The organism is Paenibacillus sp. FSL K6-1122, from assembly GCF_037977015.1.
Classification (GTDB): Bacteria; Bacillota; Bacilli; order Paenibacillales; family Paenibacillaceae; genus Paenibacillus; species Paenibacillus amylolyticus.
In genome coordinates this window covers 4,778,433-4,795,068 of sequence record NZ_CP150272.1, presented here as the reverse complement: position 1 = coordinate 4,795,068, position 16,636 = coordinate 4,778,433, and the positions used below count along the sequence as shown (strand labels likewise).

General features: G+C 46.4%; 13 protein-coding genes. 11 read left to right on the top strand and 2 right to left on the bottom strand.

The window, feature by feature from the left end; genetic code table 11:
* Position 1 precedes the first annotated feature (1 nt).
* The gene (gene recG, locus NSQ20_RS21555) at positions 2-2,047 is read left to right on the top strand and encodes an ATP-dependent DNA helicase RecG (protein WP_076250891.1); all 2,046 of its coding nucleotides are present in this window, start codon (positions 2-4) and stop codon (positions 2,045-2,047) included.
* Between the two features lie 115 nt (positions 2,048-2,162).
* Entirely contained in the window at positions 2,163-2,450 is a 288-nt protein-coding gene (locus tag NSQ20_RS21550) for a stage VI sporulation protein F (protein ID WP_036614589.1), read from the top strand.
* 535 nt (positions 2,451-2,985) lie between these two features.
* On the opposite strand, the gene NSQ20_RS21545 is transcribed toward NSQ20_RS21550, so the two are convergent.
* A complete protein-coding gene (locus tag NSQ20_RS21545; RefSeq protein ID WP_076328021.1) occupies positions 2,986-4,566 on the bottom strand; it encodes a response regulator in 1,581 nt (526 codons plus the stop codon).
* Between the two features lie 7 nt (positions 4,567-4,573).
* Entirely contained in the window at positions 4,574-6,382 is a 1,809-nt protein-coding gene (locus tag NSQ20_RS21540; RefSeq protein WP_340030854.1) for a sensor histidine kinase, read from the bottom strand.
* A gap of 131 nt (positions 6,383-6,513) precedes the next feature.
* On the opposite strand from NSQ20_RS21540, the gene NSQ20_RS21535 reads away from it, so the two are divergent.
* From NSQ20_RS21535 to NSQ20_RS21495, 9 genes are all read left to right on the top strand, one after another.
* Positions 6,514-7,845 carry an extracellular solute-binding protein gene (locus tag NSQ20_RS21535; protein WP_036614581.1) on the top strand — a complete coding sequence of 444 codons (1,332 nt, stop codon included), beginning with the start codon at positions 6,514-6,516 and terminating at the stop codon, positions 7,843-7,845.
* 84 nt (positions 7,846-7,929) lie between these two features.
* Entirely contained in the window at positions 7,930-8,808 is an 879-nt protein-coding gene (locus NSQ20_RS21530) for a sugar ABC transporter permease (protein ID WP_036614579.1), read from the top strand.
* Positions 8,805-9,641: a carbohydrate ABC transporter permease gene (locus NSQ20_RS21525; protein WP_340030853.1), complete on the top strand. Its 837-nt coding sequence runs from the start codon at positions 8,805-8,807 to the stop codon at positions 9,639-9,641. Before NSQ20_RS21530 ends, NSQ20_RS21525 begins: the two co-directional genes overlap by 4 nt.
* 13 nt (positions 9,642-9,654) lie before the next feature.
* Positions 9,655-11,208, top strand: a complete 1,554-nt coding sequence (locus NSQ20_RS21520) for a sugar hydrolase (RefSeq protein ID WP_340030852.1) — start codon at positions 9,655-9,657, stop codon at positions 11,206-11,208.
* A complete protein-coding gene (locus NSQ20_RS21515) occupies positions 11,205-11,405 on the top strand; it encodes a hypothetical protein (protein ID WP_340030851.1) in 201 nt (66 codons plus the stop codon). The genes NSQ20_RS21520 and NSQ20_RS21515 overlap by 4 nt, the downstream gene beginning before the upstream one ends.
* Before the next feature lie 459 nt (positions 11,406-11,864).
* Positions 11,865-13,526: a sensor histidine kinase gene (locus NSQ20_RS21510; protein WP_235193990.1), complete on the top strand. Its 1,662-nt coding sequence runs from the start codon at positions 11,865-11,867 to the stop codon at positions 13,524-13,526.
* A 10-nt stretch (positions 13,527-13,536) separates the two neighbouring features.
* A complete protein-coding gene (locus NSQ20_RS21505) occupies positions 13,537-14,337 on the top strand; it encodes a LytTR family DNA-binding domain-containing protein (RefSeq protein ID WP_340030850.1) in 801 nt (266 codons plus the stop codon).
* A gap of 180 nt (positions 14,338-14,517) precedes the next feature.
* Positions 14,518-15,753 carry an OFA family MFS transporter gene (locus NSQ20_RS21500; protein ID WP_074096973.1) on the top strand — a complete coding sequence of 412 codons (1,236 nt, stop codon included), beginning with the start codon at positions 14,518-14,520 and terminating at the stop codon, positions 15,751-15,753.
* A gap of 258 nt (positions 15,754-16,011) precedes the next feature.
* Positions 16,012-16,494: a GNAT family N-acetyltransferase gene (locus NSQ20_RS21495; RefSeq protein WP_253501737.1), complete on the top strand. Its 483-nt coding sequence runs from the start codon at positions 16,012-16,014 to the stop codon at positions 16,492-16,494.
* The last annotated feature ends 142 nt before the right edge of the window (positions 16,495-16,636 follow it).

Genomic DNA, 16,636 nt, shown 5'->3' with positions numbered 1-16,636 from the left:
CATGAAATTGGAAGAAATATCAGTTAAGCAAATTAACGGCGTGAGTGCTCTCAAAGAGGGAGAGCTTCACGCCTTTGGCATCTCTACTGTTAAAGACCTGCTTGAATATTATCCTTTCCGTTACGAGGATTATCGTCTGCGTTCACTTAGTGAAGTGAAGGATGGGGACAAGATTACGGTCCAGGGACAGGTGATGGGTATTCCTGTATTACAACGATACGGTAAAAAGTCCCGTCTTACCTGTAAGATCATGACGGAAGAGTGGATGATTACAGCCACCTGGTTCAATCGCCATTTCCTCAAAGAACAACTAACCCCCAATCGGGAGATTGTGATTACGGGAAAATGGGAACAAAAACGCATGCAGATGACCGTGACTGACTCGGAGTTCCCTGATAAAGGCGATGGGCGTTCAGGTACATTGCAACCTGTATATTCGGTAACCGGCAAACTGACACAACAATGGATGCGGAAAACGATCAATCAGGGATTAATTCAATTCGGAGATATGATTCCTGAGATTCTGCCCCAATCGTTGATGAAGAAATACAGTTTGATGCCTCGTAAACAAGCGATTGCTGGAATTCATCGTCCACAGGACAACCGAGAAGGTCAGCAGGCCAGACAGCGGATGGTGTATGAAGAGCTGTTTCTGTTCCAGTTGAAAATGCAGGCGTATCGCGCGCTCAACCGAAATCGCATGGATGGTGTAGTGCATACCACGGACAATACGACGATTCGTGAGTTTGTACGCAGTTTACCTTTTGAACTGACAGATGCTCAGAAAAAGGTGGAGCTTGAAATTCTGCATGATATGCGTTCGCCCTATGCAATGAATCGGTTATTGCAGGGTGATGTAGGGTCGGGTAAAACGGTTATTGCGGCAATTGCACTATACACGACTGTTCGATCTGGGTTCCAAGGGGCTCTGATGGTGCCTACAGAGATTCTGGCGGAGCAGCATATGCGCTCACTGCAAAAGCTGTTTGAACCGTTTGGGGTAACCGTAGGGCTGTTAACGGGCAGTGTAAATGGACGCAAACGCAAAGATCTGATCGCCTCATTGCAAATGGGCATGATTGATATCGTGGTGGGTACACACGCCCTGATTCAGGAAGATGTTTTCTTCCGTGATCTGGGTCTTGTGGTGACGGACGAGCAGCATCGCTTCGGGGTGAATCAGCGAAGCGTTTTACGACGCAAAGGATATAACCCGGATGTGTTAACGATGACGGCAACGCCAATTCCACGGACACTTGCGATTACTGCTTTTGGGGATATTGAAGTATCCACGATCTCGGAACGTCCGAAAGGACGGATTCCAATCTCCACGTATTGGGTTAAGCACGATATGATGGAGCGGGTGCTCGGGTTTATCTCCAGAGAAGTGGATCAGGGCCGTCAGGCCTATCTGATCTGTCCACTTATTGAAGAGTCGGAGAAGCTGGATGTCCAGAACGCGATTGATCTGCATGTGCAGATGCAGCAGAACTTTCCTAAATATCGTGTAGGTCTGTTGCATGGACGGATGACGGCTGCGGAGAAAGAAGAGATGATGCGGGACTTCTATAGCAATGATATTCAGTTGCTTGTCTCCACCACCGTTGTCGAGGTTGGGGTCGATGTGCCAAATGCCACGTTGATGGTCATTATGGACGCGGACCGCTTCGGTCTCTCCCAGCTGCATCAGCTTCGTGGTCGGGTCGGTCGTGGTGCGCATGCTTCCTATTGTGTACTCATTGCTGATCCCAAGACGGAGGTTGGACAGGAACGGATGAAGGTCATGACAGAAACGGAGGATGGATTCGAGGTATCCCGGCGTGACCTGGATCTCCGGGGTCCGGGTGATTTCTTTGGTACCAAACAGAGCGGACTACCCGAGTTCCGTCTTGCCGATATGGTTGCCGATTTTGCTGTGCTGGAACAGGCCAGAGATGACGTGACCCACTTAATTGAGGATGCGACTTTCTGGACCTCCATGGACTATGCACCTCTGCGTGATTTCCTACAGCAACAGCAAGTATTCAAGGGTGATCTGATTGACTAAAGCTTGCCTTGATAGCGGGTTTTTCGTATTACCTTTGTAAAAAAAGACAAGTGTACAAGCCCTCCCGACATATGAATAAGAAGTGAGTTCATTCTTTTGGGAGGTGCTATGCGTTTTGGGTTATCAACAATATGGAATTAGTCCGCAGCTGGTGGAGCGGATCAAATTAAAGATGAAAAATCCCGCTGTCAAAGAGCGTATCAAAAAGTTGATTGATGGCGTGACCAAGTCTGATCTGCAAGATAAGGCCAAGGTCAGAAGGTTGGTCAAGTCTTCCGCTGTCATTATGAATGAGAATTTCTCTCCGGCGCAGGAGGAGCAGTTTGTTGCTTTTGTGCTTGCACAGAAGATTGATCCGAACAATACGTTTCATTTGATTAAGCTGTGGGGGATGTTTAGGTAGGGATTCGATGTAATGTTGGGTGGGGTAAAGAGCGTTGTTTACACGGGGGCACTGCGATGACAGAATAACCTTCCGAGCGCTGTTATCCCCGGATTTTCTGATTGACCCTTTCCAAGGGTAAAATCCGGTGATAAAGGCGCACGCTTCGCTTCTTTAGGTTATTTCTGTCCTCTCCGTTGTTGTGTAAATTGATATATTTTACAAAACCCAATTACATCGAATGTTTATGAAGTAATTTTAGTGGGTGGGGCGTTCCATAAGTCAGGAAGATGACTTTTGGAACGCCCTTTTGATTGAATAACCAGGGACAAGCCTTGTGGTAATTACTCGGTTGAATATTGGTTGTAGTTATCGAAATGACCCATGACCTTGCTTGTGTTACCGCAAAAACAAAATTTTCATTGAGTATGTTATGTTGGTTAAATCGACCATCTTAGTACTTGCGAGCTTCAAGGAATATGGGCTGATGGAAGAAGGCCAGTACCTGCCGAATGATCGCTAAGAACCACAACAACGAAAACAAGGAACTGGGCCATCATGCATGGCCTGGTTCCTTGTTTTTTGCGGTGAAGGATTTGTGTTGCTTTCGGTATTCCTCTGGAGTCCAACCGGTCAATTTTTTAAACACCCGAAAAAAATATTTTGGATTGTCGTAACCCAGCTGTTTGGCAACCCGATAGATTTTATCGTCTGTGCTCGTTAAGAGCTGCTTGGCTTGCCTAATCCGTAGTCTGTTTACGTAATCAGTGAAGTTCTCGGATGTCTTTTCTTTAAATAAATGACTGAGGTAACTCGGGTTCAGGTAGAACAGGGACGATACCCATTCCAGCGTTAAATCCTTGGTATAGTGATTATCGATATATGTCCTGACGTTGTCGATCACTTGATCTGATGCGTAGGGGTTGTCTTCCTTAAGCAGAAGAGCTGTTCCCGTCAGCACCTTTACCATGTAATGCCTAATGCACTCCATATCGAACGAGACGTTCAGGACAGCCTCCAAGCTGGAAGAGGCGCTACTGTTACCTCCGTTCTGGATATAGTTACTCAGCAGCCGTTTGGTTTCCGTGATAATGTCTCTGCACTGCTCTTTCAGGTGGGCAAGCAAAGCGTCAGGCTGGCGTATGTAGAAAGCAAAGAAATCGGTGATGAGCTCTTCCACCTTCGGCACATTCCCGCTCTCTATAAAAAATAACAGTTCATAAGTTCGAGCCCACTTCAGTTGATGTAAAGGAAATTGCTCCCGTGAAAATACGTAACATTTGCCAAAATCGGTAATGGCTCGTTCGTCCAACGCAAGGATCGTTTGATGATGAGCTTCTCGGACCCCACCAATGCCTGTATGAGGCAAGCTGATTCCCACACAACAATCCGTAGTTTCGGATTTGGTCAAAATGATACTCGCAGTTTGTTCCGCCATTTTCTGCAAATCAAGCTGGCCTGAGCAATCCAGATCATGCATCAGGAAAAACAGTACTTGATCCGTTTGTGGATGAGGAATGTACAGGCCATTCGAAAAGGTAGGTAGTTGCTGTGCTGTAAGCGGTTGAGGACCATAAATCGTCAATAAAATGAACTGGTCAGATGCCATGATGGCGGCAAATTCCGCAGAGCGGAACACAGGTGTTTTGATGGATGAATGGGGAGCCAGCACATAATTCAGGAAGGCTTGCATGTCTGCATCCCTTTTCATCTGCTCCGTTTCTACTTCTCTTAGAACGACTTCCCGCTGAAGAGAGCGCTCCTGTTCGATGGCTTGGATGGCTTGGTGAAGCGTACCGTGGATCTCATCCCGGCTAAAAGGCTTCAGCAGGTAATTTACAACTTTCGCAGAGATGGCCTCCTGCATATAATCAAAATCGGTATGTCCGCTAATGACAATTAACTTGATACGCGGATATTGCTGGCATACTGTCCTGATCAACAGCTTGCCGTCGACCTCAGGCATGCGCATGTCCGTAAAGATAATGTCCGGCTTGAACGATTCAATCAAAGCCAAGGCATCTGCCCCGTTATCTGCTTCGCCTAAGAGTTCAAGCGAGTGCTCAAAAGTCCCGATTTTTTTCAACAAACCTTTGCGGATCAAGGGTTCATCGTCCACAACGATATACGTGTACATCTCTTGGTCACCTCTTTTCCCAATTGGCCGGAATTTCGAGTGTAATTCGAGTTCCTGTATTCAAATCGGTATGAAACGAAAGGCCGTAACCCTCTCCGTAATACAAAGCAATTCGTGAATGCACGTTTTTGATGCCGATGCTTTGTTTATGCCTTTGACCAACGGTGACGAATTCAGGTGGCTGCTGGAGCAATTGTCGAAGTTCCTCCGCTTGTGTTGAGGACATGCCCACGCCATCATCCCAGATCTCGAACACGATGCTGTCCCCCTGAAACAAACCGGTAATGGTAACGGAACCCTTCCCACGTTTGTTCTCCAACCCGTGATAGATGGCATTTTCCACGAGTGGTTGCAACAGAAGTTTCAGCATGCGACGACTCCGAATTTCCGGGTCTACATTCAGGTTGAACGCGAACTTGTCACCATACCGAATCTGCTGGATGGCCATGTAGTTTTCTACATGTTGAAGTTCTTCGCTGACCGCGACCAGCTCGCTGTCCGTTTTGATGCTGTAGCGGAACATGTCCCCGAGTGACTTGGTCATCACCACAATACTCTCAACTTCTTCGATCTCGGCAATGCTATTAATCGACTCCAGCGTATTGTAGAGGAAATGGGAGTTGATCTGTGCTTCCAATGCCTTCATCTGGGAGTCCAGCATGAGGATTTTATTCTGGTAACTCTCTCGGATATGTGTATCGATATCTTTCATCATTTTGTTGAACTCATGGTAAAGGATTCCTATTTCATCGACTTGCCTCGTTACTTGAGGCTTGATGGTCACAAAACGATGAGATTTGGTTTTGCGCATCAGTTTGGTCAATTCGATGATGGGTTTGGTGATCAGGTTGGACAAGAAAAAGGAAAGTAGAAGGAAAATGACGGCACAGCTTACGGCCACGTATAACAGCAACTTTTGTGAGATGTTGTACTCCTCATACAGCCGATCCATAGAGATGTTGGCAATCACGTTCCAATTGCGGCCGGGAACTTTCTGGATTACCGTCATCATGTTATCTTGGATTGATTTGTACTGTGAACTGTTTCCGACTTGATGCGTTGCCGCAGCCAGAGTATCGGAGAGAGGAGTGCCAACTCTACTTCCGTCGCTGGAGTACAGGATCTCGCCAGCGTCGTTCGCCAGATATAGATTGGACAAGCTTGGTGCCGGATTACGTTTTAGACCGTCAAAAATGTTCATACTGCAATCCAGCATAAACACGCCTAGGAACTCGTTGTTGTTGGGATCGTAGAGGGCTCTGGAGAAGCCAATGGATTCCTTGGCGTTAATGATGTAAGGTTTGACGCCTACTTCACCAATATACAAATCGCCTTTTCGCTGGATCGTATCCAGATACCACTCATCCCGAAGTGCTACATAATCGAGGCGTAGGTCTGTACCGCTGCTGCCATAGCTTATCCATTTGCCATCAGGTGTGAAAAGGTACAAACCATTGATGTAATTGTAACCAAGCAGAATGTTTTCAAAGATCAATTTCAATTTGCTGCGGATCATGAAAATGTCATATTGATCGTTGGTACCGTTCAACTTGATTAGTTCATCACTCACAGTGCTGTAAGCGGTTGCATTGGAAGACTGCTGAAGGAGTGTGACGGAGATCCGGTCGATGTTCTGCAAAATTTCCTCCATGCTCTTGACCGAATTGCCTATGGTTGTCGACGTCACGAGAGAGGTCTGCTCACTCACCAGCTTCGTGTAACTGCGATAGGAACTGACAGACACAACGATAATTGGCACGATTGATACGAGGACGAGGACCAGAAAAAGTTTAGTTTTGATGTTGAACAGAATCATACGTGCTCCTCCCGCCATTTGTCAATTCTAAAAATAGTGCACCATACGAGCCAAAGCAAATGCACTTTTGCCCACCGTATTATGAGAATGTGCACAAAGCAAGAATAAACATGAATTGGGGGAATGACAAGATGAAAAAAAGAAAACGACTGTGGTCCCTAACTTTGGTACTGCTCTTGATGTTTCTGAGCGCATGCAGCTCCAGTAGCGAGGAGGGGGGCGGTACGGATACCAATAACGGGAGTACAGATGAGTCAGGAAAGCCAATTACGTTGACGATGATGCTTTCGGGAAACAAGGCATCCGAGGGAGAGGATTTCGAGCTGGAGACCTTGCCGCGCCTAGTCAAAGAGAAGTTCCCGAACATTAACTTGGAAGTACAAAAGTTGCCTGATGATCAATACAATACATCTGTTCGAACCAAGCTTGCGGCTGGACAGGGACCGGACATTTTCTGGATTTTCCCGAAAAATGCGGCTGGCGGTGTCATTGATTTTGCAAAGGCAGGCTTCGCTGCGGATCTGTCAGATCTGAAGTTCTGGGACAACATCAGCCAAGGAGCGAAGGAAGATATGTCCTATGAGGGTAAACCTTACGGCGTGGCCGAAGGGTTGGACTTCTTGGGCGTTTACTACAATAAGGAGTTGTTACAACAAGCGGGATATTCCGAGTTTCCGAAGGATTGGCCTTCGTTTCTGGATTTGTGTCAAAAGTTGCAGGCAGCGGGCGTAACGCCAATTGCGATGGGAGACAAGGACCCTTGGATGATCCAATTCGGAATGTATCCGATTGCAGCGAATGTCGTGTATCCGAATGAGCTGGATTTTGATGTCAAATTGCAGAACGGTGAAAAATCGCTGACTGATCCAAAGTGGATTCAAACCATATCCAAATACAAAGAGCTCTATGATAACAACTACGTCGTCAAAAACTCACTAGGCATTGGTAGTGCCCAATCTGCGCAGTTGTTTATCGACGGGAAAGCAGCAATGACCTTTACGGGAACATGGGATTATGCCTCCATGACGTCCAAAGGCGCTGCCGAATTTACTCGCGGATTCGCTTCATTACCAGGTAACGAGCCGGAACAGCCGGTGTTTGTATCTGCTGCAACATCTGCCGGATACGCTTTGAACGCCAAATCGGCAAACCTGGATGCAGCCAAGGAAGTACTGAACTACCTGTTTGATGGTGAATCCGATCTGTTCAAAGCATTTGTGGAAGCCAACAGTTCCATCAGCGTCTATAAGGACGTAGAACTTGAAAATGAATTGTTTAAGGAAGTGAATGACAACTATCAACAAACTGGAAATTCCATCTACTTTAGCAACCAGATGTGGCCAGCCGGAGTATCGGACGTCATGCAGGCTAAGTTTGCCGAAATTATTGCTGGACAGAAAACAACACCAGAAGATGTGGCAAACGCCATGGAAACCAAGTTTAGAGAGCTATGGAAAAACTAGAACCAAACGATGCTGTCTGCTGTAAAGGGGAGAATGATTGTCCTTCTTCCCTTGCCGCAGGCCCCTTGGAAAGGATGGAGCAGGATGAGCTCTACTGTAATGAAAAAGTCCATGTACTGGTTTGCTTTGCCGGCATTGATCTTCTACCTGACCTTCTGGATCTTCCCGATCCTGCGGTTGTTCCAGTACAGTATAACGGACTATAACGGGTACGCCCAAGCCTATAACTATATCGGTTTCGACAACTATAAGGAATTGTTCCGGAGCGACATCCTAGGCATTTCTTTAAAAAATACACTGATCTATACGTTTGTCACCGTCATAGCTGGCAATATCATCGGTTTGGCAATGGCATTACTGTTAAACATGAAAATAAGAGGAACCGGGATTTACCGTTCCCTGGCGTATATTCCCACTTTGTTCAGTGCGATTGTCGTCGGCTTTTTGTGGAGTTACGTCTATATGCCGGATTACGGGCTGATTTCTTCCTTTCTCGATAAACTGGGTATCGCAAATGAACTGAATTTCCTGGGTGATTACTCGACCGCACTGTATTCTATTATCTTCGTGGAAATCTGGAAGACGATCGGAACGACAATGATTATCTTCCTTGCAGGACTACAGACTGTTCCGAGCGACCTTTTGGAAGCCGGACGGATTGATGGCTGCGGCTCATGGAGATTGCTGCGACATGTGAAGATTCCATTACTGGCAACAGCGATTACAATCAACGTGACGTTAAGTTTGATCAATGGACTCAAAGCGTTCGACTTCCCGTTTATCATGACAAATGGCGGTCCCGGCACGGCTACCAACACGCTGATTTATACCATCTACAAGATGGCATTTACCGAACAACTCTTTGGTAAAGCTTCGGCTCTTGGCGTTATTTCCTTTGCCGTGATTATCGTCATTACCGCTGTTTTTGTCCTGAAAATGAACAAACGGGAGGTGTCGGCATGATGCTTCGTAAAGTTTTGGGGAAAGGGTCCGTTCAGGTTGTTGTGTTGTTGGTGATGGCGTTAAACCTGATTCCGTTAATTATTGCCTTTTCGACATCACTCCGCGATCCAAGCAACAACACAAATCCGCTGGTCCTGTTCCGGGAGATGTCTTTTGCAAGTTACAAGACTGCCTTCGATCGCATGCACTTTCCGGAAGCGCTATGGAACAGCGTGGTGTTAACCGGCGTATCGGTCGTGTTTGTTGTCCTGTTTGCGGCAATGGCGTCCTACCCGATGGCCCGTTTGAAGACAAAGCTAAGTAAGTTCATGTATTTGTTTTTTTTGTCCGGACTTGTGGTACCTGCGCAAATGGTATTGATACCGATCGTGCAAATGATTAATGCGCTTCATATCCCAACGAATCAATATACGCCTATTTTCATGTTCATTACGTGCAGTCTGCCGTTTTCAACTTTCCTGTACACGGGCTTCATTCGAAGCGGTGTGCCTGAGGAGGTAGAAGAAGCGGCGCACATCGACGGGGCGGGATTATTCCAACGGTTCTGGACCGTCGTGTTCCCCTTACTCATTCCGGTAACGGTTTCTGTCATTATTACACAAGGTGTCTGGATCTGGAACGATTATTTCTTCAATATGATCTTTATTTCCAGCGCAGGAGATTCACCGTTACCACTGGCCATGCTCGGATTTTTGGGCGATCAGCAAAATCCCACGCAGTGGAATGTCCTGTTTGCAGCGTGCTTTCTGTGCGCACTACCGTTGCTGCTGGCGTTCTTGTTCCTGCAAAAATATTTTATCGGTGGTATGACCGTTGGGGCGGTCAAAGGTTAAGGAGGACACTGCAATGAATGAAAAAGTGATAAACAACGCCTGGCTGGAAAAAGCACAGCGTCTAATGCCGGAGCTTCACCAGCAAAAGGTCTATCCGGAACATATCGTGAGCGCAGTTCCGGATGCGTCGGCTTTTCAGGGATGGCGTATCGAACCACTCGGCTTAGCAGAACAACTATCTGATCAAGTGTTGTGCAAGGGAGACAGTGTTACGCTGGATTTCGGGGAGCATCTCGTCGGTTATCTGACCTTGTCGCTTCTTAACGAACGCAGCAATGCAGATGCAACTCTCAGGTTGAAGCTCACATTTGGAGAAATGCCCTGTGAGGTCGGTGAGAATTTTGCAGAATATTCGGGTTGGCTTAGCCGTTCATGGCTTCAGGACGAGATCGTGAATATGGATGTGTTACCTGGCACGCTAACACTGAACCGTCGATATGCCTTTCGGTATCTGAAAATCGAGGTGGTAGAAACGTCGATCCGTTACGATATTCGAATTAACGATATATATTGCTTGACGGTGACTTCAGCAGACATAGGGGCAGTACCTCAATTGCCTGAAGGTATCGACACGGAGCTGCTGGAAATAGATCGCGTGTCCGTGAAGACACTCCGGGATTGCATGCAGACGGTATTCGAAGATGGACCGAAGCGCGATCGACGTTTATGGATCGGAGATCTTCGCCTTCAGGCCCTCGTCAATTATGAAACATTCGGATGTAATGATCTCGTCAAGCGCTGTCTCTATCTATTTGCCGGAACGAGATTGGAAGGCGGCCAGGTAGGAGCCTGTTTGTACGAAAAACCAGAACCGTACGTGGACGACATTTACCTATATGACTATGCGTTGTTCTTTATTGCGACATTATGGGACTATTTTGAAGCTACCAAGGACAGGGAAACGTTGGAAGAACTTTGGCCGGTGGCTAGAGAACAGATTGAGATTGGGCTTAAACGACTTGATGAGCGGGGCATCGTAAGGGATGACGATACATGGTATTGTTTTCTGGACTGGCATGAAGAACTAAATAAACAGGCCGGTGCTCAGGCAGTTCTCATCTATAGTATGAAAAGGGGAAGGTCGATTGCCAAAGAACTAGAGTTGCCGGAGTATGAGCAATGGATTAAGGCACACATCAAAGACGCTGAGCAAGCAGCCCACACATATCTGTGGGATGGTGAGCAGGGCTTTTTCGTCAGTGGTGAAAAAAAACAGGTATCCTGGGCATCGCAAGTATGGATGGTACTGGCTGAGATCATGGATGCTCCAGCTTCCCGGCAATTACTTGATCGGTTAATGAGTAACGAAGAAGCTATTGGCATGACCACGCCGTACATGGTTCATCATTATGTTGATGCATTGCTTATGTGCGGGGAAGAGGAGAAGGCACTGGAGCAGATCCGAAGGTATTGGGGCGGCATGCTAAAAGATGGGGCGGACACCTTCTGGGAGCTCTACGACCCGGACGACAAAACGTATTCTCCTTATGGTAGCAATTTGGTCAACAGTTATTGCCATGCTTGGAGCTGCACACCAAGTTATTTTATCAGGCGAAATTTTTCATGAATTTTGGACTTGAGGTCAACCAGGTACGTCTGGTTGGCCTTTTTGGATTAGTTTCAGGATTAAACTTAGAGCCAGCCATGCCTATTGTTTTTATTTATCTGTTTTTGTTCGTACCGTTAAAAGAACGAGTGGCTATTAATGAAGCGATAAATACGAATATTAAAATAAAGTTATATGGGTTTCCTTTAAGGTTGTAGACTTGAACGATGAGTGCCAGAGTTGAGATGCTTAAGATTATTCGCAGGACAATCGCCGATGAGCGATCGGGATGTTGGCTTCGTTTGGAGATAAAGTATAGGGTGTACCATAAAAAACTAAAAAGCAGAAGTGAACTCAGGAGTAGAATGGCAAGCATGAATGAACACCTTTCTGTATTAATTTTCACTGAATAATTGGAATAACATGACAACTAATTATAACATAGGTTTTTCTGGAGTCGGACATTTCCATAGAAGTTAAGGGACGAATTATGGTGTGCTTGGTGCAATATAGTTGATGTTTTTTCACAGGATGGACTTTGCTTTCCTCCGGGGGGAGCGGTAAACTGTTGCATACGAGCCTTATGGATTAATGTCCTGGATTTTACGTCAAAAAAGGCGTGGCTGTGTTGGTATTCATTTTATTTTCAAACAGATGTGGAGGAAGTACGATTGGAAATGTTTACGATGCTGCTGGGTTTATTTGAACGGGCGGCGCTGTTGATTATATTTTTATTCTTTCTGTCGAGGGTGCCGAGGTTTAGGCAGATTCTGCAAAAGGGGAAATTAAGGTGGCAGGAGTCTATTGCGGTTACCTTGTTATTCTGTGCTTTTGCCATTTTCGGGACATATACGGGCATTAATGTTGAAGGTTCACTGGTGAATGTACGGATCATCGCCGTGTTATCGGGTGGTATTTTGTTCGGAGCGCCTGTGGGTATTATTACGGGGATTGTTTCAGGGGTACATCGGTATTTGATTGATATGGATGGAGTCACAGCTATACCGTGTCTGATCACAAGTATCCTGGCGGGTCTGGTCTCCGGATATATACATAAGTACACGCCCAAGCCCAAGCGATGGATTATCGGTATTGGTGCCGGAATGATCTGTGAAGCGCTGACGATGTTATTAATCCTGCTATTTTCCTATCCCGATCCACTGGGTGCCGATATTGTTTCGAAGATTGCGTTGCCTATGATTCTGGGAGAAGTCAACATTGGGCTAATTGTGCTCTTGGTGCAGAGTGTTGAAGGGGAAAAGGAAATGATTGCAGCTCGTCAGGCGAAGCTGGCACTGGAGATTGCAAACAAAACCTTGCCGTATTTCCGTTCGATTGATGAGGATTCTCTGCGCAAGATATGCCGGATTATTCAGGAGGATATTCAGGCTGATGCGGTTGCAATTACGGATACCCGGAATGTACTGGCTTATGTAGGATTTGGTGAAGAACGATATCATATCGGTAATGAAATTATTAGTGAGATGACCAAGAAGACGATATCTAGCGGGGAGATTACGATCAGTAATGATGTGATTGATGAAAAAACACCCGATATCCACTCGCTGTTAATCATTCCGCTCAAAGAACGAGGAGACATTACAGGTGCGCTCAAAATCTATTATCGCAAAGCGTACAAAATTACGTATCCATTACAAACGATGGCTGTAGGTCTGTCGCAGATCATCTCGACCCAGATGGAGGTATCGCGGGTAGAAGAGATCAAGGCTGCTGCCAACAAAGCAGAGCTGCGTGCATTACAGACAACCATTCATCCTCATTTTTTGTTTAATGCGCTAAATGCGATTGCATCGTCCATCCGAACCAAACCGGATCGTGCTCGGGAGCTGATTGTGAATCTATCCGGGTACATGCGTTACAACCTGGAGCTGTCGGATGAGTTAATCGATATTCATAAGGAACTGGAGCAGGTCCGTAATTATGTAGAGATTGAGAAAGCTCGCTTTGGCAGCCGACTTAACGTGATCTATGACATTGATGAGGTCGCGGTGCATATTCCGAGTCTTGTTATCCAACCGCTCGTCGAAAATGCAATTATTCATGGCATTCTCAAGGTCAAAGGACCCGGGACTGTTCGAATTCGGGTACAGGATTATCCGGAGTTTGTGCGAATCAGTGTCAGTGATACAGGTGCAGGCATCAGTGCAGATATTATTGAACGGGTCTACCACGACCGTATGCCTGGTAACCAGATCGGCCTATATAATGTGCATCGCCGGGTCAAGCTTATCTACGGACAAGGTGTAACCATTACAAGGCTGGAACAAGGAACCGATATTTTATTTGATGTGCCCAAAGGAGATGTCGTAACAAGGTGATGATGGATCAATGAGAGCTCTTATTGTGGAAGACGAGATTCTGGCAAGTGAGGAATTGAATTATTTAATCCAGGAACATAGTCAGATTGAGGTGGTTGACCGCCTTGAAGACGGGCTGGATGTACTGAAATTTTTGCAGGAACAAGAAGTAGATGTTATTTTTCTCGATATCAATATTCCCTCGCTGGACGGTATGATGCTTGCACATCATATTGGGAAGTTTGCAACGAAACCCTACATTGTATTTACTACGGCGTATAAGGAACATGCAGCTGAAGCCTTTGAGTTGGAGGCGTTTGATTATATTCTGAAGCCGTATGACGAGAAACGAATTGCTGCGATGCTCCATAAGCTGGAGCTCGCATTCAAACGTGATCATGCGCCGATGGAGCAACATGTTGAGGATGGACCAGCCCCTACGGCGGACGGATCTGCTGCGCATGGTGAACTGGTACGAGAACGAGATACGAATTCCCATACGGACAGAAGAATTAATCTGCTGCGGAATGACAATATTATTGTTACGGATACGGCAGACATCTACTATGCGGAAGCACAAGAGAAAGTGACGAAGGTATATACCAAAAATGGGGAGTTCACCATGCCAGTGAGCATATCGGATTTTCACAGCCGTCTGCCACAGGATACGTTCTTTCGTTGCCACCGTTCGTACGTTGTAAATCTGTCACAAATCCGTGAAATTGTACCTTGGTTCAACAATACGTATCTGCTCCGTCTGCGCGATTTGGAAGCTGAAGTGCCCGTGAGTCGTGGCAAGGTCAAAGAATTCAGGCAACTCATGCGCATCTAGAAGCATTTCATTCCGCATCTGATGCAACTCATGCTCAAAACGGTGTAATGAATCCCCTTTCATGTATGATTAGCTTGTGAACGCATTCATGTATATGACATCGGCAAAGGGGAGATCACGATGAAAGCAACAATTTCATCCGTTTCATCAACACCTGAATCAACATCTGCACCTACAAAAATGAACCGCTGGCTTATTGTGTTGGGGACCATCATTGTACAAATGGGTCTTGGAACCATCTATACTTGGAGTTTATTTAATCAACCGCTGTCTGATCGTTTCGGATGGGACGTCAGCTCGGTCGCGATAACTTTTTCAATTACCAGTTTTGCTTTGGCTTTTGCCACATTGTTTGCAGGAAGATTGCAGGAACGTTGGGGTCTTCAGCGCCTGATCCGTGTAGCCGGGGTTGTGCTTGGGCTGGGTCTTATTCTGAGTTCCCAAGTCACCTCGTTAACACTGCTGTACATTTTGGCTGGATTTGTCGTTGGTTTTGCAGACGGTACGGCGTACATTACGTCGCTGTCTAATCTGATCAAATGGTTCCCGGAGCGTAAAGGTCTGATCTCGGGGATCTCGGTCGGCGCCTTTGGTACCGGTAGTTTATTGTTCAAATATGTGAATTCGGCATTGATTGGTGCTGTTGGTCCTGCTCAGGCATTTATGTACTGGGGTATTATCGTTCTGGTTCTGGTCGTTGCGGGATCATTCCTGATCCGTGAAGCGGTTGTTCGTGAACAGGCTCCGGCAAGCAAGGAAGGATCCAAACAAGTCGTAGCACGTCATGATTACACGGTGAAAGAGATGCTGCGTACAAAAGAAGCGTACATGCTGTTTGTTATTTTCTTCACGGCGTGTATGAGCGGTCTGTACCTGATCGGTATTGTCAAAGATATCGGTGTACAGCTTGCAGGTCTTGATGTAGCTACCGCTGCGAACGCAGTGGCCATGGTTGCAATCTTTAACACGGCAGGACGTATTATTCTCGGTGCGCTGTCGGATAAAGTAGGACGAATGAAAGTCATCGCTGGTGCGCTGCTGGTTACAGCCGTAGCTGTCATGACACTTAGTCTGGTTCCACTGACCTTCGGGATCTTCTTCGCCTGTGTGGCGGCCGTTGCATTCTGCTTTGGCGGTAACATTACGGTATTCCCAGCGATTGTGGCCGATTACTTCGGATTGAAAAATCAGAGCAAAAACTATGGCGTCATCTATCAGGGATTTGGATTTGGTGCTTTGGCTGGATCATTCATCAGCGCCCTGCTGGGCGGATTCCATCTAACCTTCATCGTGATTGCTGTACTCTGCGCTGTCTCGCTGTTGCTCGCACTGATCATTACCCCTCCAGGTGAAGGTCGTCGTGCACGTCAACGTGAAAAACAGATGAACCTTAACCCTTCATCACGGGCAAGCTAACAACATGTACTGGAAGTACGGAACTGAGGATATTTATCCATCTTAAAAAGCAAATTAAAAACAAAGTAAACAAAGCGGTCTCCAGTTGAGGCCGCTTTTTGGTATCTACAGTTGTCAGATTGCTGACTTGTTGGCCTATCGGATCATCTGGCTGCCTGTAAGCGTGGTGCCTTGTGTGCATTCCATCATTCGCATCTGTTATACTCTAGGTGAATTCAACAAGACCAAGATAAGTTATGTACCCAGAGGAGGCATATCATGAAGTTCATTAAATACACACAACCTGATTTTGATGATTATTATGCGTTGGTTTCCAATATGGAAGTAATGAAACAGATTACAGAACGTGCAATACCGGAGCAAGAGGCGAGAACGCAATTTGAGTCCATGCTGGAGTTTAATGAGCGTTCCACTTGCGGACATTACCGAGTATATAGTGAAGATGGTGCCGGTGTGGCGTATGCCAAATTGATTCCGGATCAGGAGGACCCGACCAAGGCTGAGATAGGTTACATGATCCTGCCTGAACATTGGGGCAAAGGTCAAGGCACATCCATAGCGTCACGGTTGATTATTCAGGCACAAGCCGCAGGGATTGGATCACTCTATGCAGTTATCGATCCGGGTAACGCTGCTTCCCGCCGGATCTTGACCAGACAGAACTTTGTATCCACCTGGACAGGTGATTACGATGGCCTTCCTGGTGAGATTTTGGAGTTAAATCTTCAAACGAAGCGGTAAAGGAACTGTTCTGAGGGTAATCAGATAATATAGGGCATCTTGCATGGATACAGATGGAGCTCATTATCATTATGGTACATGGGTTCACCCATGTACATTTCATGCAAGATGCTTGCTTATATAGAGATGTGGAGGAGATGAG

Coding starts and splice junctions, on each gene's coding strand:
- recG (WP_076250891.1), top strand. CDS start 2: ATGAAATTGGAAGAAATATCAGTTAAGCAAATTAACGGCGTGAGTGCT.
- NSQ20_RS21515 (WP_340030851.1), top strand. CDS start 11,205: ATGAATTTTGGACTTGAGGTCAACCAGGTACGTCTGGTTGGCCTTTTT.
- NSQ20_RS21500 (WP_074096973.1), top strand. CDS start 14,518: ATGAACCGCTGGCTTATTGTGTTGGGGACCATCATTGTACAAATGGGT.
- NSQ20_RS21545 (WP_076328021.1), bottom strand. CDS start 4,566: ATGTACACGTATATCGTTGTGGACGATGAACCCTTGATCCGCAAAGGT.
- NSQ20_RS21510 (WP_235193990.1), top strand. CDS start 11,865: ATGTTTACGATGCTGCTGGGTTTATTTGAACGGGCGGCGCTGTTGATT.
- NSQ20_RS21525 (WP_340030853.1), top strand. CDS start 8,805: ATGATGCTTCGTAAAGTTTTGGGGAAAGGGTCCGTTCAGGTTGTTGTG.
- NSQ20_RS21495 (WP_253501737.1), top strand. CDS start 16,012: ATGAAGTTCATTAAATACACACAACCTGATTTTGATGATTATTATGCG.
- NSQ20_RS21530 (WP_036614579.1), top strand. CDS start 7,930: ATGAGCTCTACTGTAATGAAAAAGTCCATGTACTGGTTTGCTTTGCCG.
- NSQ20_RS21540 (WP_340030854.1), bottom strand. CDS start 6,382: ATGATTCTGTTCAACATCAAAACTAAACTTTTTCTGGTCCTCGTCCTC.
- NSQ20_RS21535 (WP_036614581.1), top strand. CDS start 6,514: ATGAAAAAAAGAAAACGACTGTGGTCCCTAACTTTGGTACTGCTCTTG.
- NSQ20_RS21520 (WP_340030852.1), top strand. CDS start 9,655: ATGAATGAAAAAGTGATAAACAACGCCTGGCTGGAAAAAGCACAGCGT.
- NSQ20_RS21505 (WP_340030850.1), top strand. CDS start 13,537: ATGAGAGCTCTTATTGTGGAAGACGAGATTCTGGCAAGTGAGGAATTG.